Annotated in this window: 20 protein-coding genes; 8 read left to right on the forward strand and 12 right to left on the reverse strand. The window is 71.8% G+C overall.

The window, feature by feature from the left end:
* Positions 1 to 28: 28 nt before the first annotated feature.
* The 8 genes from HJD23_RS29055 to HJD23_RS29090 all read right to left on the reverse strand — a co-directional run bounded on the left by HJD23_RS29055 (position 29) and on the right by HJD23_RS29090 (position 9,808).
* Positions 29 to 1,183: an ABC transporter substrate-binding protein gene (locus HJD23_RS29055; RefSeq protein WP_171112221.1), complete on the reverse strand. Its 1,155-nt coding sequence runs from the start codon at positions 1,181 to 1,183 to the stop codon at positions 29 to 31.
* A complete protein-coding gene (locus tag HJD23_RS29060) occupies positions 1,170 to 2,420 on the reverse strand; it encodes a GTP-binding protein (RefSeq protein ID WP_171118548.1) in 1,251 nt (416 codons plus the stop codon). The genes HJD23_RS29055 and HJD23_RS29060 overlap by 14 nt, the downstream gene beginning before the upstream one ends.
* 151 nt (positions 2,421 to 2,571) lie before the next feature.
* The gene (gene cysD, locus HJD23_RS29065) at positions 2,572 to 3,480 is read right to left on the reverse strand and encodes a sulfate adenylyltransferase subunit CysD (RefSeq protein WP_171112220.1); all 909 of its coding nucleotides are present in this window, start codon (positions 3,478 to 3,480) and stop codon (positions 2,572 to 2,574) included.
* Positions 3,477 to 4,025 carry an adenylyl-sulfate kinase gene (gene cysC / locus HJD23_RS29070; RefSeq protein WP_171112219.1) on the reverse strand — a complete coding sequence of 183 codons (549 nt, stop codon included), beginning with the start codon at positions 4,023 to 4,025 and terminating at the stop codon, positions 3,477 to 3,479. Before cysC ends, cysD begins: the two co-directional genes overlap by 4 nt.
* Complete coding sequence (locus tag HJD23_RS29075; protein ID WP_171112218.1) at positions 4,022 to 5,149, reverse strand: sulfotransferase; 1,128 nt, start codon at positions 5,147 to 5,149, stop codon at positions 4,022 to 4,024. The genes cysC and HJD23_RS29075 overlap by 4 nt, the downstream gene beginning before the upstream one ends.
* 69 nt (positions 5,150 to 5,218) lie before the next feature.
* Positions 5,219 to 6,304, reverse strand: coding sequence for a 3-oxoacyl-[acyl-carrier-protein] synthase III C-terminal domain-containing protein (locus HJD23_RS29080; protein WP_171112217.1), 1,086 nt, complete (start codon positions 6,302 to 6,304; stop codon positions 5,219 to 5,221).
* 355 nt (positions 6,305 to 6,659) lie between these two features.
* Positions 6,660 to 8,969 (reverse strand): MMPL family transporter, encoded by a 2,310-nt coding sequence (locus HJD23_RS29085; RefSeq protein WP_171112216.1) that lies wholly within the window; start codon positions 8,967 to 8,969, stop codon positions 6,660 to 6,662.
* 101 nt (positions 8,970 to 9,070) lie between these two features.
* Entirely contained in the window at positions 9,071 to 9,808 is a 738-nt protein-coding gene (locus HJD23_RS29090) for an LmeA family phospholipid-binding protein (RefSeq protein ID WP_171112215.1), read from the reverse strand.
* 74 nt (positions 9,809 to 9,882) lie between these two features.
* Between HJD23_RS29090 and HJD23_RS29095 the strand changes: the two genes are divergently transcribed.
* The 4 genes from HJD23_RS29095 (at position 9,883) to HJD23_RS29110 (ending at position 12,821) form a co-directional block, all read left to right on the forward strand.
* Complete coding sequence (locus tag HJD23_RS29095) at positions 9,883 to 10,503, forward strand: TetR/AcrR family transcriptional regulator (protein WP_171112214.1); 621 nt, start codon at positions 9,883 to 9,885, stop codon at positions 10,501 to 10,503.
* Between the two features lie 200 nt (positions 10,504 to 10,703).
* Complete coding sequence (locus tag HJD23_RS29100; protein ID WP_171112213.1) at positions 10,704 to 11,477, forward strand: IclR family transcriptional regulator; 774 nt, start codon at positions 10,704 to 10,706, stop codon at positions 11,475 to 11,477.
* A complete protein-coding gene (locus HJD23_RS29105) occupies positions 11,474 to 12,319 on the forward strand; it encodes an SMP-30/gluconolactonase/LRE family protein (RefSeq protein WP_171112212.1) in 846 nt (281 codons plus the stop codon). Before HJD23_RS29100 ends, HJD23_RS29105 begins: the two co-directional genes overlap by 4 nt.
* A gap of 10 nt (positions 12,320 to 12,329) precedes the next feature.
* Positions 12,330 to 12,821 (forward strand): tetratricopeptide repeat protein, encoded by a 492-nt coding sequence (locus tag HJD23_RS29110; RefSeq protein ID WP_171112211.1) that lies wholly within the window; start codon positions 12,330 to 12,332, stop codon positions 12,819 to 12,821.
* Between the two features lie 32 nt (positions 12,822 to 12,853).
* Here HJD23_RS29110 and HJD23_RS29115 read toward each other — a convergent pair whose 3' ends face one another.
* From HJD23_RS29115 to HJD23_RS29125, 3 genes are read right to left on the reverse strand one after another with little or no spacing between them, the layout of a single operon-like run.
* Positions 12,854 to 14,257: an FAD-dependent oxidoreductase gene (locus tag HJD23_RS29115; protein ID WP_171112210.1), complete on the reverse strand. Its 1,404-nt coding sequence runs from the start codon at positions 14,255 to 14,257 to the stop codon at positions 12,854 to 12,856.
* Complete coding sequence (locus HJD23_RS29120; protein ID WP_171118546.1) at positions 14,250 to 15,473, reverse strand: MAB_1171c family putative transporter; 1,224 nt, start codon at positions 15,471 to 15,473, stop codon at positions 14,250 to 14,252. Before HJD23_RS29120 ends, HJD23_RS29115 begins: the two co-directional genes overlap by 8 nt.
* A gap of 17 nt (positions 15,474 to 15,490) precedes the next feature.
* On the reverse strand, positions 15,491 to 16,066 hold the full coding sequence (locus tag HJD23_RS29125) for a toxin-antitoxin system, toxin component family protein (protein WP_171112209.1): 576 nt from the start codon (positions 16,064 to 16,066) through the stop codon (positions 15,491 to 15,493).
* A 243-nt stretch (positions 16,067 to 16,309) separates the two neighbouring features.
* Here HJD23_RS29125 and HJD23_RS29130 point away from each other — a divergent pair, with 243 nt between their 5' ends.
* The 4 genes from HJD23_RS29130 to HJD23_RS29145 all read left to right on the forward strand — a co-directional run bounded on the left by HJD23_RS29130 (position 16,310) and on the right by HJD23_RS29145 (position 21,069).
* Positions 16,310 to 17,638, forward strand: coding sequence for an extracellular solute-binding protein (locus HJD23_RS29130; RefSeq protein WP_171112208.1), 1,329 nt, complete (start codon positions 16,310 to 16,312; stop codon positions 17,636 to 17,638).
* Positions 17,635 to 18,576: a sugar ABC transporter permease gene (locus HJD23_RS29135; protein ID WP_171112207.1), complete on the forward strand. Its 942-nt coding sequence runs from the start codon at positions 17,635 to 17,637 to the stop codon at positions 18,574 to 18,576. Before HJD23_RS29130 ends, HJD23_RS29135 begins: the two co-directional genes overlap by 4 nt.
* A complete protein-coding gene (locus HJD23_RS29140) occupies positions 18,573 to 19,421 on the forward strand; it encodes a carbohydrate ABC transporter permease (protein ID WP_171112206.1) in 849 nt (282 codons plus the stop codon). Before HJD23_RS29135 ends, HJD23_RS29140 begins: the two co-directional genes overlap by 4 nt.
* Before the next feature lie 136 nt (positions 19,422 to 19,557).
* A complete protein-coding gene (locus tag HJD23_RS29145) occupies positions 19,558 to 21,069 on the forward strand; it encodes an alpha-N-arabinofuranosidase (protein WP_171112205.1) in 1,512 nt (503 codons plus the stop codon).
* 20 nt (positions 21,070 to 21,089) lie between these two features.
* Here HJD23_RS29145 and HJD23_RS29150 read toward each other — a convergent pair whose 3' ends face one another.
* Positions 21,090 to 22,187: a hypothetical protein gene (locus tag HJD23_RS29150; protein WP_171112204.1), complete on the reverse strand. Its 1,098-nt coding sequence runs from the start codon at positions 22,185 to 22,187 to the stop codon at positions 21,090 to 21,092.
* Between the last annotated feature and the right edge of the window lie 96 nt (positions 22,188 to 22,283).

Raw genomic sequence — 22,283 nt, forward strand, 5'->3', positions numbered from 1 at the left:
GGTTCAGCTCTGGGTTCAGCCTTTGGGTTCAGGTGGTCGGGGTGGCCGCGACACCGAGCCCGGCGTCGTCCACGGCCTCCTCGCCCCGCTGGGCGAGGACCCGGTTGAGGGGGCGCAGATCGAGGATTCCGTCCAGGGCGTTGCGGCTGCCGCCGAGCAGCCCGAGCCGTTCGGCCCGTTCGGCCTGCGCGGCGAGGGTCGCGGCCAGCGGATCGGCGGTGAGGCGGACGTGCGGCCAGGCCGCGTCGAGCACGCGGTCCGGCAGCGGGCGGCCGGTGAGCCTCTCGATGGCCCGGTTGACGGCCGCCCGTCCCTCGGCGGGGCGGCTCCGCAGCCACGCGTTGGTGCGCACCGCCCCCCGCAGCACGGCTTCGACGACGTCCGGATGGTCCTTCAGGAACGACGGGTCGACCACCACGAGCGTGGTGACGAACCCGCCGCCGTCCCACAGGTCCGCCTCGTCGAGAAGCACCCGCCCACCGGACGCGACGAGCTGTGCCGCCACCGGCTCCGGCACCCACGCCCCGTCGATCGCACCGCGCCGGAAGCTGGTCGGGATCTCCTTGACGGACTGCCGTACGACCGTCACGTCACCGCGACCGGTGCGCGGGTCGACCTGCCAGCCCTGTTGCCGGATCCAGTGCAGCAGCGCCACGTCCTGCGTGTTGCCCGCCTCCGGCGTCGCGATCTGCAGCCCCCGGATGTCCGTGCCGCGCACCTCGGTGTCGGCGTCGACGACCAGCGCGACCCCGCCCGAGGCGGCACCCGAGACGATCCTCAGGCCACGGCCCTCCGAGCGCAGGAAGCCGTTGATCGCGGGCGACGGGCCCATCCACGCGATGTCCACCGCGCCCGCGTTGAGCGCCTCCAGCGCCGACGGGCCGCCGTTGAACACCTGGGTGCGCAGCCGGGTGCCGCCCAGCTCGCGGGTGAAGTAGCCCTCCTGGACGGCGGCGAGGGGAGTGGCGTGGGTGACGCCCGCGAAGTAGCCGACGGACACCGACTCCGCCGACAGCGGCGGACCCGTGCCGACGGTCGGGACGGCCGCCGAGCCCGGCGCCCGGGACCCGTAGCCGCAGCCCGCCGCGCCCACGATCAGCAGGAGCAGCAGGTGCAGCGCCAGGGCCGCGCGGAGCGGACGCCGGGAGCGGCGGGAGGTGCGGCGGCGCTCAGGCAGCGGCATCGGGGGTCCCCGGAGCGGTCGCGCCGACCATGCCCGCGGTCAGTGTGGCCCCGTCGGCCGGGTCGATCAGCACGAAGGAGCCGGTGCGGCGGCTGTCCTCGTAGCGGTCGAACGCCAGCCGCTCGGCGGTGCGCAGCGCCACCTGACCGATCTCGTTGAGGTCGAGGCGCCCGGCACCCGCGATCCGCCGGACCACCGCGCGCACGGTCCGGGTGGTGTGCCGCAGCAGCACGTGGTCCCCGGGCCGCAGCGGGCGTTCGTGCAGATGGCACACCGCCGCCTCGACATCCCGGGACACCTCCGGCAGCGCGGCCGCCGGGACGATCAGGTCGCCCCGGGAGACGTCCAGGTCGTCGGCGAGGCGCAGCGCGCCGGACTGCGGGGAGCGCATCAGCTCGGCCGGGGCGCCCAGGACGTCGACGCCGGTGACGGTGGTGGTCCGCCCGGACGGCAGCACGGTGACCCGGTCGCCGACCCGCAGCTCGCCGGTCGCGAGCTGACCGGCGTACAGGCGCCGGTCGCCGGAGCGGATGACGTACTGGACCGGGAAGCGGGCGGGCGTGTCCGCGGCCTCCTCGGTGACGGGCACGTTCTCCAGGTGGGCCAGGACGGTCGGGCCGCCGTACCAGTCCATGCGGGTGGACGGCTCGACGACGTTGTCCCCGGCGAGCGCGGAGATCGGGATCGCGGTGCCCTCGGCAATGCCGAGCCCGGTCGCGAGGTGCGTGAACTCCCCGGCGATCCGGGCGAACGCGGACTGCTCGTAGCCGACGAGGTCCATCTTGTTGACGGCGAGCACCACGTGCGGCACCCGCAGCAGCGCCGCCACGGCCGCGTGCCGGCGGGTCTGCTCGACCACGCCCTTGCGGGCGTCGACGAGGATCACGGTGAGGGCGGCGGTGGAGGCGCCGGTGACCATGTTCCGGGTGTACTGCACATGGCCCGGGGTGTCGGCGAGGATGAACCGCCTGCGCGGGGTGGCGAAGTACCGGTACGCCACGTCGATGGTGATGCCCTGCTCGCGCTCGGCGCGCAGCCCGTCGGTGAGCAGGGCCAGGTCGGGTCCCTCCCCGGAGGACGCGCGGGCCACGGCCTCCAGCTGGTCGGCGAGGACCGACTTGGAGTCGTGCAGCAGCCGTCCCACGAGGGTGGACTTGCCGTCGTCCACCGAGCCGGCGGTGGCCCAGCGGAGCAGGTCCGCCTCGGCCGCCGGGGCCTCAAGAGGCTGGGTGGGCATGGGATTCACGTGTCCCTCCTGTGCGCCGGTCCCGACGGTCAGCCGGGACCGGGCCTCCTGGAAGATGCCGCGCATCATCAGGGCGGCGGTGACATGCGGGGGGTGGGTGACGTGGTGGGGGAGGCCGAAGGCCGTGAGGTCGGCGGTCATGTCAGAAGTACCCCTCGCGTTTGCGGTCCTCCATCGCGGCCTCCGACAGCCGGTCGTCGGCACGTGTGGCGCCGCGTTCGGTGAGCCGGGAGGCGGTGATCTCGACGATCACCTCGGCGACGCCGGACGCCTCGGACAGGACCGCGCCGGTGCAGGACATGTCGCCGACGGTGCGGTAACGCACCCGGCGCTTCTCCACCGGCTCGCCGTCCCTGGGGCCGCCCCAGTCGCCCGGGGCCAGCCACATGCCGGAGCGCAGGAACACCTCACGCTCGTGCGCGAAGTAGATGGACGGCAGCTCGATCCCCTCACGGGCGATGTACTGCCACACGTCCAGCTCGGTCCAGTTGCTGAGCGGGAACACCCGCACGTGCTCGCCGGGCAGATGGCGGCCGTTGTACAGCTGCCACAGCTCGGGCCGCTGGCGGCGCGGGTCCCACGTACCGAACTCGTCCCGCAACGAGAACACCCGCTCCTTGGCGCGGGCCTTCTCCTCGTCGCGCCGCCCGCCGCCGAACACCGCGTCGAAGCCGCCGCCGCTGATGGATTCCAGCAGCGGAAGCGTCTGCAACGGATTCCGCGTCCCGTCGGGACGTTCGCGCAGCACACCCCGGTCGATGTAGTCCTGTACGGAGGCCACATGGAGGGTGAGCCCATGTGCGGCCACCACACGGTCCCGGTACGCCAGCACCTCCGGGAAGTTGTGCCCGGTGTCCACATGCAGCAGCGGGAACGGCAGCGGCGCCGGCGCGAACGCCTTGAGCGCCAGATGCAGCATGACCACGGAGTCCTTGCCGCCGGAGAACAGCAGCACCGGCTTCTCGAACTCGCCGGCCACCTCGCGGAAGATGTACACCGCCTCCGACTCCAGCACGTCGGTGTGCGTGAGCCGGGCGGCCACGGCGGTCACAGCAGCCCCCGATCCGCCATCAGCGCGTGCACGACGTCCACCGACTCGCCGACGGACTGGAGTTGCGTCTCCACCCGCGCGTCCGGCGCCTGCGGCGGCTCGTACGGGTCGTCGATGCCGGTCAGCCCGGACAGCCGCCCGGCGCGGGCCTGCGCGTACAGGCCCTTCACATCGCGGACCGCGCACACCTGGAGCGGGGTGGCGACATGCACCTCCAGATACGGCGTCCCGCTCGCCTCGTGCCGTTTGCGGACCGCCTCGCGGCTGTCGGCGTACGGCGCGATGACCGGGACCAGCACCAGGATGCCGTTGCGGGCCAGTACCTCGGCGACCAGGCCGATGCGCTGCACGTTGGTGTCGCGGTCCTCGCGGGTGAAGCCGAGGCCGGCGCTGAGGAAGGTGCGGATCTCGTCGCCGTCGAGCACCTCCACCCGGTGCCCTTCGCGGGTGAGGCGGCTGGCCAGCGCCTGCGCCAGCGTCGTCTTGCCGGAGCTGGGCAGCCCGGTCAGCCAGACCGTGGCGCCCCGGGTCGGCGGGGTCCTCATATGCCGCTCCTCGCAACCGAGGCGGACACATCGGACAGCGGGACGACCCCGTGCGCGGCGAGCACCGAGAAGCCGGGGGCGCACGCCTGCGCCAGCTCCTCCCGCTCGGCGTCGGGCAGATCCCGCCAGGACGACGAGGGCGCACCCACCTTGGCCGCGCAGCGGCGCTCCCAGTCGGCGTCCACGAAGTCGGCGCCGAGGAACTCGCCGATGCGGTGCAGGGACTCCTCGGGCGCGGCGAGCAGGTCCTCGTACCACAGGTGCAGCACGTTCTCCCGCGGCAGCGCGGACAGCGCCGCCATGCCGCGCTGCATCTCGTCCGCCCAGTACGTGCCGAACAGTGACACCGGGACCTGGTAGTCGCGCACGGCATCGGCGTCGAAACGTTCCGGCAGGAACGGCAGCAGCTCCTCCGGTACGAAGCCCAGATCGCGCTCGGTGTCGAGCGAAGGCTGCTCGGCGTACGGGTCGTGGCCCAGCGTCAGGTGCAGCGCCATCACCACGGCGGCCATCCGGAAGCCGGTGTGGCGGCTCATGGACAGGGCGGTGTCGCGGCCGTCGCGCACGATGTGCAGATAACGGGCGTCGGGGAAGTGTTCGCGGAACTGCGAGGCGAGGATCAGCGAGCCGCCGCTGCGCTCGGCCCACAGGGTCCTGCCGAAGCGGGCGCACAGCCAGGCGAAGAGGCGGTGGTAGTGCTCGCCCACCCCGGCGTCCGGGAACCCGGCGACGGCCGCCTCCAGTTCGTCGTACAGCTCGTCCGGGGTGTCGGTGAGGTGGGGGAGCGTGGTGAGGAGGACGGCGGGGACGCCGGTGTCGGCCTGGAAGCGGGTGGTGGCCGAGGGGCGGTAGAGGACTTCCTTGGGGGCCAGTCCGTGGGCGGTCAGGAGCCTGTTGACGGTGTTGCGGGAGGACAGGATCCGCCAGAACTCGGCCGCCGTGAGCGGGCCTTCGGGAAAGACCCGGGCGGTGATCCGGTACATGTCCGTGAGGTGGTTGAACAGCTCCGAGAGGCTGAGCACCTGCGGGTGCTCGCGCAGCAGTTCGGAGACCAGGGTGGAGCCGCAGCGGCCGGTGCCGGTGACGAAGACCTGGCCCGGTGCCGGTGAGGTCGGGGTGGGCATGCGCAGCTGTTCCTTCCGTGCGTCCTGGGGTGGTGTCCGTGGGTCGTGCGGGAAGGTGCCCGGCCGGGGTCAGGACCGGCGCAGCAGGGCCGCGTAGAGGGTGAGGCCGGGGCCGAAGGCCATGGCGACGACCGGGCCGTCGGTGCGGGGCAGCCGCTGAAGGACCATCAGGACGGTGGGCGAGGAGCAATTGCCGCACTCGTCGAGGACGCCGTACGACGCGTCCAGCGCGCCGGCCGGCAGGTCGAGGCGCTCGCCGACGACCTCCAGGATCCGCTTGCCGCCCGGGTGCACGGCCCAGCCGGTGACCTCCTCGGGGGTGAGCCCGTGCGGGGCGAGCAGCTGGTCGCGGACCACCTCGCCGACGTGCTGCGCGAGCACGTCCGGGACCTTGGGCGACAGGCCCATCTTGAAGCCGAGGTCGGTGATCTGCCAGCTCATGTGGTCGGCGGTGGAGTGGTCGGTGACCGCGACGACGTCGATCACCTCGTAGCCGGAGTCGGCGTCGGGTTCGAGGACGACGGCGGCGGCCGCGTCCGCGAACAGGGCGTGCGCCACGATCTGTTCGATGTCCCGGGAGGGCGGCTGGACGTGCAGCGAGGTGAGTTCGAGACACAGCAGCACGGCCGGGCGGCCGCGCGAGGCGACGAAGTCGGAGACGGCGCCCAGGGACGGGACGGCGGCGTAGCAGCCCATGTGGCCGACGAACAGCCGCTGGACCCTGCTGCTCATGCCCAGCTCGTCGGCGAGCCGTAAGTCCAGGCCGGGTGTGGTGTAGCCGGTGCAGGAGGCCACGGCCAGCAGGCCGACGTCCTGCGGGGCCAGGCCCGCCGACTCCAGGGCGTCCGCGACGGTGCGCTTGCCGAGCGGCACGGCCTCGTCGATGTAGCGGGCCATGCGCTGCCCGGTGCTCCAGCCGGACACTTCCTTCTCGGCGCGTGGGTCGACGGCCGTGGAGCGGGAGCTGATGCCGGAATTCTCGAATATCCGGCGGGCCAGCGGAAAACCGTCGTAGTGGTCCAGGAAAAATTCCTGCCACAGGTCGTCCTGACTGCTCCGGGTGGCCGGAAAAGAATGCGAGGAGCCGGTGATGACAGGGCGTGCGGCGGTACGCAGGGCGCGCCGGGCAGGGGCGATTTTCTCTTCGAGGTGCATGCGTGATTCCTTTGCTCAGGGCAGCGGAAAACGACCGCTCGGGCGAAAGACGGGAGAGGGAATCGTGCGTGCCAAAGGACATCCGGCCGCGCCTCTTTGCGCAGGCCAGACCTTGGGAGTGACGCCGAGTGAAGATACGCCAGGTGGGCGTACGAAAGGTGACGAGAGAGTGGTCAGCTCTCCCCCCGTTCGAACCGGATGTCGATTCGATGCCCCCAGTCAAACACAAGAGCTTCAGCGGAATCAAATGTTCCGCTGTTAATTTCCGCAGCGGAAACAATTTAACGGAAAAAGATACCGGCCCGCCTCTCGGTGAGCCCGAGAGGCAGGCCGGCGGTGTGTTTCCCGGGGAATTTCAGCCAGTTCCCGCTTTGATTTCGGTCAGCGGCCGTACGGGTTCTTTGTGGGTGCCGTCGTGCAGCCGGGCCCCCTCGATGTCCAGGTCGGGCAGCAGCCGGTCCAGTCCTCGTGGCAGCCACCAGGCGCCGCGGCCCACCATGGCCAGCACCGCCGGCACCAGCGTCATCCGCACCACGAAGGCGTCCACCAGCACACCGAACGCCAGGGAGAACGCGATGGGTTTGACGATGGCGTCCTCGGTCGTCACGAAGCTGGCGAAGACGAAGAACATGATGAGCGCCGCCGCCGTGACCACCCGCGAGGCGTGCCCGGCGCCGTCGACCACCGCGTCCCGGGCCCGCCCGGTGCGCACCCACTCCTCGCGCATGCTGGAGACCAGGAACACCTCGTAGTCCATCGCCAGTCCGAACAGCACCGCCATCAGCACGATGGGCAGAAAGCTGACGACGGGTCCGGTCCTGGCCACGTCCAGCGCGTCGGCGAGCCACCCCCACTGGAACACCGCGACCACCGCGCCGAAGGACGCCGCCACCGACAGCAGGAAGCCGACGGTCGCCTTCACCGGCACGACCAGCGACCGGAAGACGAGCAGCAGCAGCACCAGGCACAGGCCCACGACCACCGCCGCGAACGGCAGCAGCGAGGCGCTCAGCCGGTCGGAGACGTCGATGCCGATCGCGGTGGTGCCGGTGACGGAGACGGCGGCGCCGGTCTCCCTTTCGATCGTGGCCGCGTCGTCACGGATGGCGGCCACCAGATCCTGCGTGGACTCGTCCTGCGGGCCGCCCTCGGGCACGACCTGGATCACCGCCCGCCCGGACTCCGGCGCGTACTGCGGCTGCCCGACCTTCACGACACCCGGCAGCTGCTGCAACCGCCCCGCCACGGCGGCCGCCTGCCGCTGCCCGGCCTGCCCCGGCGTGTCCGCCTCGGCGAGCACCAGCAGCGGCCCGTTGAACCCCGGCCCGAAGGCGTCGGCGACGGTGTCGTACGTCTCCCGCTGCGACGTGCCGTGCGCGGCCGAGCCGTTGTCGGGCAGCGCGAGGCGCAGCTCGGCGGCGGGGACGGCGACGGTGACCAGGGCGGCGACGGTGGCGAGAACGACGAGGAGGGGGCGGCGGGTGACCAGGCGGGCCCAGCGTCGGCCCATGACGGAGGTGCGCGACTCCTCGGTGTCCCCGGTCTCCTCCGTGCCCTCCGCGGCCTCGGTGTTCCTGGTGCCCTTCATGTCCTCGGTTTTCTTGGTTTCCTTGGTGTCCCCCGCGACCACCACCGCCCGCCGCGCCGCCCGCGACCCCGGACGCGGCGCGAGCCGTGCGCCCGCGACGCCGAACAGCGCCGGCAGCAGCGTCACCGCGACCAGCACCGCGATCAGCACGGTCGCCGCCGCGCTCAGGCCCATCACGGTCAGGAACGGGATGCGGACGACCATCAGACCCACCAGGGCGATGATGACCGTCGTCCCCGCGAACACCACCGCGCTGCCCGCCGTACCGACCGCCCGCCCGGCCGACTCACGCGGGTCCATCCCCTGGGCCAGCTGCGTGCGGTGCCGGGACAGCACGAACAGGGCGTAGTCGATGCCGACGGCCAGCCCCAGCATCAGCGCCAGGCTCAGCGCGGTCGACGACACCGTCACCCCCGACGACACCGCCAGCAGCGCCGCGAGCCCGGTGCCGATGCCGACGAACGCGGTCAGCAGCGGCATCCCGGCGGCGAGCAGCGAGCCGAAGGTGAGGGCGAGCACCGCCAACGCCACCACCACGCCGAGCAGTTCGAGCACGCTGGGGGTGAGCACACCGTTGCCGTACGCCTGCCCGCCGACGGACACCTCCAGCCCCGTCTCCTCGGCGGCCCGCGTGGTGTCCTCCAGTGCGTCGAGCGTGCCGTCGTCCAGGGCGGAACGGCTCACGTCGTAGTTGACCTGCGCCAGCGCGGTCCGCCCGTCCGGCGTCACGGTCCCGGCCCGGTCCGGCGGGATCACCGCGGCCACCTGCGGGGCGTCCTGCGCGGCGGCGAGCGTGCGCTGGATGCCCTGCGCCGCCTGCGGATCGCTCACCTTGCGTCCCTCGGGCGCGGTGAACACGAGCTGCGCGCTGGTCCCGGCCGCCGCCGGGAAGTCCTCGGCCATCGTGTCCTGGGCCCGCTGGGACTCGGAGCCGGGGATCGTGAACTCGTTGTCGAGCTTGCCGCCCACGACGACCAGCGCGCAGACGGCACCGGCCAGCACGGCCAGCCAGGCCGCCAGGACGAGCCGCCGGCGGCGGTATGCGCCGAGACCGAGCCGATAGAGCCAAGTCGCCACGGAGATGCTCCTCGTGCAGTAGTGGCAGTGCGGTGGGGGTCTTCGGGAGGGGGGTACGAAGGTGGGGTCGGCGGCGCTCCGTCGGTCGGCGTGGGCCGGGCTCAGGCCTGCACGGTCGTACTGCCCCCTGTCAGCTCCAGCCGCAGCCCGCTCGACGTCACGGCGAGCCGCTGCGGCGTCAGGTCGAGCGGCAGTCCGGACAGGTCCAGTTCCTGCGGGGCGTCGCCGAGCAGCTGCGCGGCGAGGGCGTCCGGGATCGTGCGGTCACCCACCTGCACGGTGGTGCGCTCGAAGCGGATGCCCTGCTCCTGGAGCACCGGCCGGAAACCGACGGCGATCCGCCCGGCAGGCCCGGCGTGCACGACGAGTTCGCCCGCGCCGGGGTCGGTGCTGACGGCGGCGGCGCCCAGCGCGCCCCCGGTCATCGTGGCGACGGCGTCCGCGAGGGCGGCGTCGGCCAGTTCGGCGCTGACCCGGGAGTCGGCCACCGACAGTCCGTCGCCGGTGCGCACCACGTCGGCCAGCTCGGCGTGCAGATCCACTCCGGTGAACCGGCGGAAGGTCGCGCCCTCGCCGGAGACCTCCACCTGGGGGAAGGACCCGCGGGCCAGCTGCACCATCACCGGTGTCGGGCCGAACCCGATGTCCAGCGCGGTGTGCAGCCGGCGCTCCATACGGTCCGCGAGCCGGTCGGCCGCCCGGTCGCGTGCCACCGCCTCGGCGACGCCCCCGGCGGCCAGCACCGCGCCCGCCGCGCCCAGGGTGACCAGCCGGGCCCGCCGGGAGACCCGCCCGCGGACCGTACGCCGGACCGCATGCCCCCTCCGAAAAAGTGTCATGACTGACAGCATAGCGAAAGTGTCATGACTGACAGATTGTGTACCGTCGGTTTTCCGCCTGCGATACTCCTCACATGGCAACCCTCGACACTCCCCCCGCCGCGCCCCGCGGCCGGCGCGAGGCGCACAAGGCGGCCACGCGCAAGGCGCTCCAGGAGGCGGCGCACCGCATGTTCGAGGAGCGCGGGTACGCCCGGACCACCGTGCGGGACATCGCGGCGGCCGCCGGGGTCACCGAGCGGACGTTCTTCCGCTACTTCCCGTCCAAGGAGGACCTCGTCCTCGACGAGACCCTGGACCTCATCCCGGTCATGCGGGCCCGGGTGGTCGCCCGCCCCGTCGGCGAGGACCCGTACTCCGCCGTGCTGGGCGCGGCCCTCGACGTCATCGCCGACGGCGGTGTCGGCCTGATGTTCAGCGGTCCGCCGCAGCGCTTCCCCGGCCAGCCGGTGCGTCAGTTCCTGCCGGTGCTCAGCCAGTTCGAGGACGAGCTCGCGCAGGCCGTACGGGAACGGCTCGCGCGGCACGACCCCGGCGCGGCCACGCCCCTGCGCGCCGCGGTGCTCGCCCGCGCCGCCGTCGGCGCGATGCGCTCCGCGCTGTTCGCGTACGCGGCCCTGCCGGAGGAGGAGCGCACGCCGGCCGTCGCCGAGGAGCTGCTGCGCACGGCCTTCGGGCATCTGCGCGCGGACTGAGGGCGCTCACGGTCTCACCTGGCCCGTGCAGAGCCATTGCCCAGGCAAACACTCCATGAGTAGCCTGTGTTCGCCATTCCGACCGCGTGTTGAAATTTCGAACACTGCGGCTCGGATCGACACACAAGCCGTCAGACCAACTCGGACCAACGCTCTAGCCAACAGACACACGTCTCAGAACGCAAGGGAGGGGGCCGGTCGTGGGACGCCTCGTACCTGCCGTGACCCGGGCTCTCGACATCCTGGAGCTCTTCCTCGACGGGGACGGCACGCTCTCCGCCCCCGACATCGTGCGCAAGCTCCAGCTGCCGCGCACCACCGTGCACGAGCTGGTCACCACGCTCGCCGCCCGGTCGTACATCGTCCAGGTCCCGGGCCAGCCGGGCCGCTACCGGCTCGGCGTGCGCCCGTACCAGCTCGGCAGCCGCTACGCCGAGCAGCTCGACCTCGCCGCCGAGGGCCAGCACGTCGCCCGGTCCGTCGCCGAGACCTGCGACGAGACGGTGCACGTGGCGATCCTGGAGGGCACGGACGTCATCTACATCGCCAAGGTCGACTCCACGCACGCCGTGCGCATGGTCTCCGCGGCCGGCCGCCGCCTGCCCGCCCACTGCACCTCCGTCGGCAAGATGCTGCTGGCATCGCTGCCCGAGCAGGAACTCGGGGCCCGCATCCCGGACGGCGCGGAGCTGGTCGCGATGACGCCGAACAGCATCACCGACCCGGTGGCCCTGCGCGAGGCGCTGGCCGGGATCCGGCAGCGGGGCATCGCGGTGGAGAACCGCGAGTCCAACCCGGACGTCTCCTGCGTCGCCGCGCCGGTCCGCGACCGCACCGGCCGGGTGGTGGCCGCCCTCTCCATCTCCGTGCCCATGATCCGCTGGAGCGACGAGCGCCGCGCCGAGCTGGAGCAGCTCGCCGTGAAGGGCGCGGCCGAGCTGTCGGAGCGCCTGGGCCACCGGAGCGCCGTATGACGCCGTACGAGGTGGCGGTACGCGCCGAGGCGACGCTGGGCGAGGGACCGACGTGGGACGCGGCGGCCGGACGGCTGATATGGATCGACATCCTCGGCTCCCGCCTGCACACCTACGACCCCGCCACCGGCCGCCGCGCCACCCGCACCACGCCCCAGCACGTCGGCGCGGCCAAACCCCGCGCGAACGGCGGCCTGGTCCTCAACCTCCGGGACGGCGTGGGCCTGCTGGACCCGGACGGCACCTTCCGCTGGCTGCACCACGACCCGGTCCCCGGCCGCCGCGCCAACGACGCCGCAGTGGCGCCGGACGGCGCGCTGTGGGCGGGCACCATGCGCTACGACGAGGCACCGGGCGGCGGCACGCTGTCCCGCGTCGCGCCCGACGGCTCGGTGTCGGTCGTCCTCGACGACGTGGCGGTGAGCAACGGCACGGGCTGGAGCCCCGACGGCCGCCTCATGTACTACATCGACTCCCCGACCCGCCGTATCGACGTCTTCGACGCCGTGGACGGCCGCGTGGCCAACCGCCGCCCCCTGGCCGAGATCGAGGAGGGCGCCGGTTTCCCCGACGGCCTCGCGGTCGACGCCGACGGCTGTGTGTGGGTGGCGCTGTGGGACGGAGGCGCGGTACGCCGCTACACGCCCACCGGCGAACTGGACCGGGTCCTTCAACTCCCGGTGCCCCGTCCCACGGCGTGCGCCTTCGGTGGCCCCGACCTGACGGACCTGTACATCACCACGGCCCGCGTCGGCCTGACGGCACCGACGCCGCTGTCGGGCTCGCTGCTGGTGGTGCGGGGGGCCGGGAAAGGGCTGGCCCAACCGGCGTTCGCTCTGTGAGGCTGTGCCGATGACCACCACACCAGAATGGGAGCGCCGCTCCGCCGACCTGTGGGCCGCCATCGACGACTACGACGCCGCCGACTTCCGCGCGAAGATCGGGGCGCTGGCCGATGAGCTCCCCGAGGGGCAACCGGTCGCGTGCTTCGAGCGGGCGTCGGCGCATGACTCGACCGGTGAGGGCGAGGCCGCCGTGCCGCTGTACCGGAAGGCGCTGGAGAGCGGCCTGAGCGGTGAGCGGCGGCGGCGCGCCGTGATCCAGCTGGCGAGTACCCTGCGCGCGCTGGGGGAGGCGGAGACCGGCGTGGAACTGCTCACCGCGGAACGGGAGAAGGGCTCCGACCATCTCGACGACGCGGTGACCGCCTTTCTTGCCCTGGCGTTGATGGACGTGGGCCGGGAGCGGGAGGCCGCCTCGCTGGCGCTGGGGGCGCTCTCCAAGCACTTGCCGCGGTACAACCGGTCGTTGGCCAATTACGCGAGGGAGGCGCTTCGGCGGTAGTGCCGCGCTGTGGGGCGTTGCCGGACCGCCTGCTACGACAGCCCCGCCGCCTTTCGTTCCTCTGTCGTCAGGGGTGGGCCGGGCAGTGGCGGTTTCAGTGGGCCGATCAGTGCCGCCAGGATCATGCCCGGCGCCAGCAGTGCCTCCGCGCCCCGCTCCAGGGACGTCACGTCGGTCACCCGGCGGGCGATGCGGCCGTTGCCGGTGGCCGTGTGCATGAGGCGGTCGACGTACGCGGCCACCAGGCGGTCCCTGAGCGAGGGGCCGTCAGGGGTGGCGCCGGGGTAGAAGACGTCCTGGCCGATGGCCATGTCCCAGGCGGCGCCGACCGGGCGTGCCACCGCTTTCTGGACCCGGCGGGACAGCCCCGGCGTGCCCCATCCGTGGCGCCGGGTCAGGTCGCGCAGGATCAGGGCGCTGCGTGCGGCGGCCGCCAGGCCGTGGCCGTAGACCGGGTTGAAGGCGGCGAGGGCGTCGCCGAGGACGGTGAAGTTCTCGGGCCAGGCCGGCATCCGCTCGTAGAAGTACCGGCGGTTGACGGTGGTGCGGGTGTACGAGACGCCGGACAGCGGCTCGGCCTGCTCCAGCAGGTGGCCGATCAGCGGGTGCCGGAGGTCCTCGCGGGCGTACCGGACGAAGTCGTCGTCGGCGTCGGAGGGTTCGCCGCCGCGGGTGCCGCACAGGGTGACGATCCACCGGCCGTCCTCGATGGGCAGCAGGAAGCCCGCCCGGCCCGGTCCGCCGTCGCGCGGGTCGGGCTGCACGTTGACGACCGGGAAGCCGGACCGTGCGTTCTCGGGGGCGAGATAGAGGCGGCTGGCGTACGCCAGCCCGGAGTCGACCTTCTGCAGCCGGGCCGCGGGCAGCCCGAGGTCCGTCAGCCATCGGGCCGCCGCCGAGCCCCGCCCGGTGGCGTCGACGACCATGCCCGCGCGGATGACGCGTTCGCCGCCGTCGCGCCCGCGCACGCGGACCCCGGTGACGGCCGCCGCGGTGCCCTCAAGACCCACCGCCTGCGTGCCCTGGAGGACCTCGACCCGGTCGTCCGCGAGGACCTGTGCGCGGATCGTCGCGTCCAGCAGGTCACGGCCGGCCAGGATCACGTGGTGGGACTCGGGCCAGCGGCGGAACCAGCCCTGCCGCGACAGGGCGACCACCTCCGTCGTGACGGGCAGCCGGTGCGCCCCGGCGTCCCGCAGGGCGTCGGTGACGCCCGGCAGCAGCGCCTGCAGCGCCCGCGCACCGCCCGACCACAGCATGTGGGCGTGCCGCGCCTGCGGCAGCCCCTTGCGGGGCGCGGGGCCCTCGGGCAGCACGTCCCGCTCCACGACGACGACCCGGTCGGCGAACTCGGCCAGGGCGCGCGCCGCGAGCATGCCGGTGTGGGATCCCCCCAGCACGACGGCGGTTCTGGCGGGGACGGACGGTTCAGTCATGCGTGGAAACACTCTCTGCCGGGGCGGCGGCGCGGGCGCGGACCGCCTTGATCTCGTCGGGACTGCGAAGGGCCTGGGACACGGCGTGGATCTCCCGGAGGAGGTACGTGGTGTCGGGGTCGCCGGTGCCGTCGCTGTCCGGCGCCCGCCGCTTGCGCTCGACGGCGTCCTGGAGGGCGACGGCGGCGGCCAGCGCCTGCGCCCGCGCGGGGGGATGGCCGAGGGCGAGCGCGGCCTCGTAGGACCGCCTGCTCAGCTCCTCGTCGAGATGGCGGAACAGTTGCAGGAGTGCGTCACGGATGAACGTCTCGCGGCGGATGAGGCGCAGTTCGGCGGGGGCGTGCGGGGCGAAGGGCTCGCGGTCGCCGGTGACGGTCCGCATCAGCAGGCTCAGGGGGCGCAGTCGCCGGTGGCGGGCCCGCACCCGCCAGTGCTCCTGGAGGTACTGGCCGGCGTGCGGGACGATGAAGCCGATCGCCACGAGGGTGGCGGAGACGCAGGCGGCCAACGGCGCCACGTCGGTGCTCAGCCAGTCCAGGTCGTGGCCGGTCCAGCGGGCGACGATGGCGGTGAGCTTGGACGCGTCGAAGAACAGGTTCGTCGCGTAGCCGACGCCCAGCAGCCGCAGTCCCCAGCGCAGCCAGGCGTCGAGGCCGTCGGTGCGGATCCAGTTCCAGATCAGCCGGGCCGTGATCGCGCAGGCCACGGTGTGCGCGGTCAGGTAGAGCAGGATCTGCTCGCGCATGAACGGGGTGGTGGCGTAGTACGTGTCCAGGTCGCGCAGCCGCTCCACGGGCGCGTCCGCCAGCCAGAAGAGCAGCCACAGAGCGACGATGACACCGGCGTAGACGGAGACGACCCAGCGGACCGCGCGGCGCGTGCGGTCCGCGCGGTCGGTGAGGCCGTTGCGCCAGGCGATGATCAGTAGCAGCCAGGACGCGCAGAGCGCGGTGAGCAGGGAGTACACCCAGGGCGCCGAGATGTTCGGCACTCCGGTGACCCGGTTCGTCCAGGCGATGGTCTGCGGGGCCGCGAAGACGAACACGGCGCAGGCGAACAGCAGCAGACCACCGACGGCCCGCAGCAGCGGGTCCCGCCACATCTTGATGATGCTGGGCAGTTTGATCGCCAGGGCGGCGGTCAGGACGACGGTCGGCACCCAGAACGTCAGGTGCACCGGGCTGAAGAGGTCGCCGGCGGTCGGGAGACCGCCCACGACGCCGGAGGCGTACGTCACCGCCGCATACCCCTTCGTCCGCGGTAGCCCATGGACCGGTGTACGGGGTCGAGCGAGGCGTCGGTGCTGTCCTCGCCGCAGACGAGGGGCCGGAACAGCGCGGCGAGCCGGTGGCCGAAGTCGTCGGCCTCGGCCTCCTCCCGCCTGCGCGAGCCGTTGCGGGCGGCGACGGCGAGGGCGGCGCCCTTCCGGCCGGACGGGTCCGCGAGGGCGTGCGCGGCGGCCGTCCCGGCGACGTGCTGATGATCGTGTCCGGCGTGCAGGTGCCACAACTCGTGCCCGAGGATGACCAGTTGTTGCAGGGCTTCGGCGCGTTCCTCGACGATGACGAGGTCGAAGTCCTGGAACTCCACCCACAGACCGGTCACTTCGATCTCGTCGGGGAACCGTTCGAAGCGCAGCTCGATGGGCCGTCCGCCGCGCTGCGCGCTCATCGCCCCGCACAGCGCCCGGCACAGTTCGCGCACGTCGGCGGGGGGACGGGGGCGGGTCCGCAGGGCGGTGTCGAGCTGGGCGACCAGTGTGCGCATGGCCCAGCCGCGCCGCCACCGCCGTAGCGCCGCGAGATCCATCGCACCCCCTTCCACCGCCGCACGGCGGGCGGTTCGAGAGTACGCGGCCGGAACTGTCCGCGTCATGTGGTCCGGCGACCGTTGTTCAAATAGAAACGATCACTCGCTGCCGAAAGTCGTGCGCAACCCATTGACGCGCAAGACCTTCGATTTTACGGTCCCGTTCGAAGTTACGGGCGACATTCGAAATGTCGAACGCCTGGCAGGGATTCGCCAACCGTCTCTCGAAAGCAAGGGCAGGGAATGGGACAACCTGGCCTGAACCGCAGGCAACTGCTCACCGCACTGGGCGGCCTGACCGTGGCCGGCAGCCTCGGCTTCGCCGCCCTCGGCACGGGCGCCGACGCCCTCGCCTCCGATGCCCGCACCAGGGTCCGCTACTGGAACCTCTTCAGCGGCGGCGACGGCGTCAACATGATCGACATGCTGGACGCCTTCCGCGCCGCCACCCCCGGCGTCGACGTCAAGGACTCCACCCTGCGCTGGGGCAACCCCTACTACACCAAGCTCGCCATGGCGGCCTCCGGCAACCGCGCTCCCGACCTGGCCGTCCTCCACCTGGGCCGCCTCGCGGGCTTCGCCCCCGAACGCCAGCTGGACCCCTTCGACACAGACCTCCTGGCCGAATACGGCGTACGGGAGCAGGACTTCAACCCCACTCTCTGGCAACGCTCACTCATCGACGGCCAGTTGTACGCCCTGCCCCTCGACATCCACCCCCAGCTGAACTTCTACCGCAAGGACATCTGCGCACAGGCGGGCCTCATCGGCGACGACGGCAACCTGATCGCCCTCACCTCCCCCGAGGACTGGTTCGACGCCCTCAAGGAGGCGAAGAAGGCGGTGAAGAAGGGCCTGCAGACCATCGGCCTGCACGCCTTCGACCAGAACTTCGCCTGGTGGTTCTTCATGTCCTTCTACGCCCAGGCCGGCGGCACCTACTACGACGAGCAGCTCACCGACGTCACCTTCGACACCGGCAAGGCCACCGAGATCCTGGAGTTCCTCCGCCGCCACATCACCGACGGCTACAACATCGTGGGGAGCCCCGACGCCGAGCACTTCGTGAACGGCGGTGCCTTCGTCTGGGAGGGCGGCTGGTCGGTGCCGGTCTACGACGCCCCGAAGATCCCGTACGGCGCGACCCCGCTGCCGCCGCTCTTCGGCAAGCCCGCCACGCAGGCCGAGTCGCACGCCTTCGTCCTGCCCCACCAGTCCGATCGGGGCGGCGCCGCCAACGAGGCCGCGCACCGACTCGCCGCGTACGTCGTGCGGCACGCCGTGGACTGGGCGAAGGGCGGCCACATCCCGGCGTACACCCCCACCCTCACCGACCCCGCGTACCGGAAACTCACGCCGCAGTCCGAGTACGCCTCCGCGATGGACCACATGGCCCTGGAACCCCCCGCCTGGTTCGCGGGCTCCTCCGGCACCCTCGCCCAGCGCATCGGCCCGGTCGTCGTCGCCGCCAACCTCGGCTCCACGACACCGGACGCCGCGGCCCGCCGGATGCGCCAGGTCCTGACCCAACTCCTGGAGACGAGCAACCCGATGGGAGGCGCCACAGCATGACCACGATCGACACCACGGCCTCCGTCGTACGCCCCGCCGCCACCGTCGGCGTGACCGGCGCCCGCGCCCGCCTCGGCCGCTCCCTCCAGCGCGGCGGCTGGTTCGTCGCCCCCTTCCTGCTCCTCTACGCCCTGTTCGTCCTCACCCCCGTCGCCCGCGGCCTCTGGCTGAGCCTGACGGACGCCAACATCACCGGCGAGGGCACGAGCTTCGTCGGCCTGGACAACTACACGGAGGCCCTGGGCGACCCCCTGGTGTGGAGCTCCCTCGGCCACAGCGCCTACTTCACGCTCCTCGTGGTCCCCTGCATCACCGTGCTCGCCTTCCTCCTGGCGATGCTGGCCCACCACATCGAGCACGCGAAGTGGCTCTGGCGCCTCTGCTTCTTCGCGCCGTTCCTCCTCCCCTCCACGGTCGTCGGCAACATGTGGCGCTGGATGTTCAACCCCGACACCGGCCTGATCGACCACGTCTTCCACCTGGAAACGGCCTGGCTCACCCAGAAGTCGACGGCGATGACGGCGGTCGTCATCGCCACGCTCTGGTGGACGGTCGGCTTCAGCTTCCTGCTCTACCTGGCCGCCCTCCAGAACATCCCGCCCCACCTCTACGAGGCCGCGGCCCTGGACGGCGCGAACGCCTGGCACCGCGCGCTCCACATCACGCTTCCCATGCTGCGCAACGTCACCGGCCTGGTCGTGGCCCTCCAGGTCCTGGCCTCGCTCCAGGTCTTCGACCAGGTGGTGGTGATGTACGAGTTCAGCCCCGGCCCCGAGGAATCGACGCGCACGCTCGTCCAGTACACCCTCGAACAGGGCTTCACCAGCTACCGCGTGGGCTACGCCTCCGCGATCTCCATCCTCTTCTTCCTGATCATCGCGGCCGTGGCCGTTGGCCGGATGTGGCTGCTGCGCAAGCGTGAGGAGGCCGTCCGATGAGTGCCGCCACCGGAATACGCCGCCGCTGGACCCCGAGCCAGATCGCCCTCACCGCCCTCGGTGCCGTCGTCTCCGCGGTGATGACGGCACCGATCGTCTGGACCCTCCTCACCTCCCTCAAGACCGAGACCGAGGCGGTGGCCGTCCCCACCCACTGGCTGCCGGAGGACTGGACCCTCCAGGCCTGGCGGAACATCTTCGAGACCGGCAACATCACCAACTGGTTCGTCAACTCGGTCGCGGTCTCGGTCTGCGTCACCTTCATCGTGGTCCTGGTGAGCGCCCTGGCCGGATACGGCTTCGCCCGCACGGAGTTCCGCGGCAAGAAGGCGCTGCTGGGCCTGGTGATGGCGGGCCTGATGATCTCCCCGGCGGTGCTGGGCGTACCGCTCTTCACGACCGTCCAGGCGATGGGCATGGTCGACACCTACTGGGGCATGATCCTGCCGCAGTGCGCGCCGGCGGCGATGGTCTACATCCTCTACAAGTTCTTCCAGGGCATCCCGAAGGAACTGGAGGAGGCCGCGTTCATCGACGGCGCGGGCCGCTGGCGGGTCTTCTTCACGATCGTGCTCCCCCTGTCCCGCCCGTCGTTGTCGGCGGTCGGCATCTTCACCTTCATCGCCTCGTGGAACAACTTCCTCTGGCCGTACATGGTGACGAACAATCCGGACCTGATGACGATGCCGAACGGTATAGCGACGGTGATGAATTCCTACGGGATCCAGTGGGCGCAGCTCATGGCGGGCGGCCTGATGGCAGGCCTCCCGCTGGTGATCGTCTTCGTCTTCTTCCAGCGTCAGATAGTCGCAGGCGTGGCGCACACCGGTTTGGCAGGCCAATAAAACGCGGGTTATGTGGCCGACCTGCCTTTTAGGGGCGCGGGGCTGTATCAATATGCGGCTCCGCCGCGTGGGCGCGACCAGCCCACCACAACCTGCACGCACCCACCCACACAAACCACCACGGCGAAAGGACCCCATGCCCACCGCCCGCTTCACCCTCGACCCCACCTTCACCATCGGCAAGGTAAACCCCCGCCTCTTCGGCTCCTTCGTGGAACACCTGGGCCGCTGCGTCTACACCGGCATCCACGAACCCACCCACCCCACGGCCGACCCCGATGGCCTCCGCACCGACGTCCTGAACCTGATCCGCGAACTCGGCGTCACCACCATCCGCTATCCCGGCGGCAACTTCGTCTCGGGCTACAAGTGGGAGGACTCGGTCGGCCCCGCAGAGACTCGCCCCCGCCGCCTGGACCTGGCCTGGCGCTCCACCGAAACCAACCAGTTCGGCCTCTCCGAGTACATCCGCTTCCTCAAGAAACTCGGCCCCGAAGCCGAACCCATGATGGCCATCAACCTCGGCACCCGAGGCGTACAAGAGGCCCTGGAACTCCAGGAATACGCCAACCACCCCTCCGGCACCGCCCTCTCCGACCTGCGCATCACCCACGGCGACAAGGACCCCTTCGACATCCGCATGTGGTGCCTGGGCAACGAACTGGACGGCCCCTGGCAGACCGGCCACAAAACGGCCGAGGAATACGGCCGCATCGCCGCCGAAACCGCCCGCGCCATGCGCCAGATCGACCCCGCCGTCGAACTCGTCGCCTGCGGCTCTTCCGGCCAGGGCATGCCCACCTTCGCCGAATGGGAGGCCACGGTCCTCAAGGAGACCTACGACCTGGTCGACTACATCTCACTCCACGCCTACTACGAACCCCACGACGGCGACATCGACTCCTTCCTCGCCTCCGCCGTCGACATGGAGTCCTTCATCGAGAACGTCGTCGCCACCTGCGACCACGTGGGCGCGAAACTCAAGTCGAAGAAAAAGATCAACCTCTCCTTCGACGAGTGGAACGTCTGGTACATGTCGAAGCACCAGGAGCAGAGCGAAACCGACCCCCTCGACTGGCCGGAGGCCCCGCGCCTCCTGGAGGACAACTACAGCGTCACCGACGCCGTCGTCTTCGGCTCCCTGCTCATCGCACTGCTCCGCCACGCCGACCGCGTCACCGTCGCCTGCCTCGCCCAACTCGTCAACGTCATCGCCCCGATCATGACGGAGCCCGGCGGCCCCGCCTGGCGGCAGACGACGTTCTTCCCCTTCGCGCAGGCGTCGAAGTACGGCCGGGGAGAGGTGCTCGACGTCCGCGTGGACGCACCCACATACGTGACTCAGAAGTACGGCGAGACCCCCCTGCTGCACGCCACGGCCGTACGCGCCGACGACGGCTCGGTCACTGTCTTCGCGGTGAACCGCGACCGCACGAACCCGCTGCCCCTCGAAGTCGCCCTCGGCGCCCTGGACGTGACGCGGGTCGTCGAACACAGCGCGCTCGCGGACGCCGACCCCGACGCCCGCAACACGCTCACCGACCCGGACCGCGTCACGCCGCACCCCGTCGAGGGCACGACTGTGGAGGACGGCCGTCTGACGGCGGTCCTGGAGCCGCTGTCCTGGAACGTGATCCGGCTGGCGTAGAAACCGTGGCGTAGAAACCGTCACCGCTCGATGCGCACCTGGGCGGGCGGGTACGGCGAGGTGGACGTCGTACCCACCGCCCAGTACGAACCGGCCGAACCGGGCACGGACACAAGGGAGCTGATGACCACCGGCGTATCGGACGCGGCCCCCCGCTCGCTCACCCACGCGGCCGCGTCGCAGTCCCAGCGCAGGTGGTGCGCCCGGTTCTGGTCCCAGAAGTCCCAGCCGGAGATACGGTCGGGCCGTCCCCGTTCGTCGGCGACGATCCCGGTGAGCATGCCGACGGTGAAGGGTGCGGTGACGCTCTGCCAGGTGGTGCCGTCGCCGTGGAGGAGGGTGACGCCGGGGGGCTTGCCGGGCGGACCGCCGACTCCGTAGTCGTAGCCGGTCAGCCAGATGTCGTCGTGGGCGACCGGGAGCAGGCCGGTGACGGTGAGGCGGATGCCGGTGTAGGCGGGCAGTTCGGTCCAGGCGGCGCCGTTCCAGCGGGCGACGATGCCGGGGCCGTAGACCCAGACCTGGCCGTCGGGCGCCACGCGGACGCCCGAGGGGGTGGCGGTGCTGCCGCTGGGCAGCGGGGGCAGCCACCTCCGCGCGCCCTGCATCAGCACCGAGCCTTCGCTGTCGCGGCCGGAGCACCACACCTCGCCGTCGGGGGCGACCGCGACGCCGGTGAGGGTGGTGCCGGACTGGCCGCGCCCGGGGAAGTCGGCCTCCTGCCAGGTGCTGCCGTCCCAGGCGAGGAGATGAGCGCCGGTGCCGAGGGCCCAGGCGGAGCGGGCGCAGGTCCCGGCGACGGAGTGCAGGGCCCCGCCGAAGCCGAGGTGAGCGAGGTCGACCCGCGTCCACGCCCCGCCGGACTGGACCAGGGCGAGCGGCGTGCCCCGGGTACTGCCGTTGCGCCCCTCCTCACCCACCGCCCAGGCGAGCCCGCCCCCGGCGGCGGCCACGTCGATCAGCTGCGCGGCGGGCGTGCACTCGGGCGCACCGACGGCCTCCCACTCCCGGGGCACGGCGCCCTCCCGCGCGACAGCGGTGCCGGCGCCGGTTGCGGTGCCGAGGACCCCCGCGCCCACCAACGCCCCCACCCCACCCAGAAATCTCCGTCTCCGCACGGCGTTTCCCCCTCCTCAGCCGGACCTGCTGGACACCGTGAACCAGAGCGCGGAAGAAGGCAATGCCGGGAGACAGCCCGTTTTCGGTCAGCTCAA

This window comes from Streptomyces sp. Z423-1 (assembly GCF_013009255.1).
Classification (GTDB): domain Bacteria; phylum Actinomycetota; class Actinomycetes; order Streptomycetales; family Streptomycetaceae; genus Streptomyces; species Streptomyces gossypiisoli.

What these genes read in the sequence shown, in the direction of transcription:
- HJD23_RS29115 (WP_171112210.1), bottom strand. Translation starts at nt 14,257, where the DNA reads ATGACTGAACCGTCCGTCCCCGCCAGAACCGCCGTCGTGCTGGGGGGA.
- HJD23_RS29140 (WP_171112206.1), top strand. Translation starts at nt 18,573, where the DNA reads ATGAGTGCCGCCACCGGAATACGCCGCCGCTGGACCCCGAGCCAGATC.
- HJD23_RS29130 (WP_171112208.1), top strand. Translation starts at nt 16,310, where the DNA reads ATGGGACAACCTGGCCTGAACCGCAGGCAACTGCTCACCGCACTGGGC.
- HJD23_RS29055 (WP_171112221.1), bottom strand. Translation starts at nt 1,183, where the DNA reads ATGCCGCTGCCTGAGCGCCGCCGCACCTCCCGCCGCTCCCGGCGTCCG.
- HJD23_RS29125 (WP_171112209.1), bottom strand. Translation starts at nt 16,066, where the DNA reads ATGGATCTCGCGGCGCTACGGCGGTGGCGGCGCGGCTGGGCCATGCGC.
- HJD23_RS29095 (WP_171112214.1), top strand. Translation starts at nt 9,883, where the DNA reads ATGGCAACCCTCGACACTCCCCCCGCCGCGCCCCGCGGCCGGCGCGAG.
- HJD23_RS29075 (WP_171112218.1), bottom strand. Translation starts at nt 5,149, where the DNA reads ATGCCCACCCCGACCTCACCGGCACCGGGCCAGGTCTTCGTCACCGGC.
- HJD23_RS29060 (WP_171118548.1), bottom strand. Translation starts at nt 2,420, where the DNA reads ATGCCCACCCAGCCTCTTGAGGCCCCGGCGGCCGAGGCGGACCTGCTC.
- HJD23_RS29145 (WP_171112205.1), top strand. Translation starts at nt 19,558, where the DNA reads ATGCCCACCGCCCGCTTCACCCTCGACCCCACCTTCACCATCGGCAAG.
- HJD23_RS29135 (WP_171112207.1), top strand. Translation starts at nt 17,635, where the DNA reads ATGACCACGATCGACACCACGGCCTCCGTCGTACGCCCCGCCGCCACC.
- HJD23_RS29110 (WP_171112211.1), top strand. Translation starts at nt 12,330, where the DNA reads ATGACCACCACACCAGAATGGGAGCGCCGCTCCGCCGACCTGTGGGCC.
- HJD23_RS29105 (WP_171112212.1), top strand. Translation starts at nt 11,474, where the DNA reads ATGACGCCGTACGAGGTGGCGGTACGCGCCGAGGCGACGCTGGGCGAG.
- cysC (WP_171112219.1), bottom strand. Translation starts at nt 4,025, where the DNA reads ATGAGGACCCCGCCGACCCGGGGCGCCACGGTCTGGCTGACCGGGCTG.
- HJD23_RS29080 (WP_171112217.1), bottom strand. Translation starts at nt 6,304, where the DNA reads ATGCACCTCGAAGAGAAAATCGCCCCTGCCCGGCGCGCCCTGCGTACC.
- HJD23_RS29090 (WP_171112215.1), bottom strand. Translation starts at nt 9,808, where the DNA reads ATGACACTTTTTCGGAGGGGGCATGCGGTCCGGCGTACGGTCCGCGGG.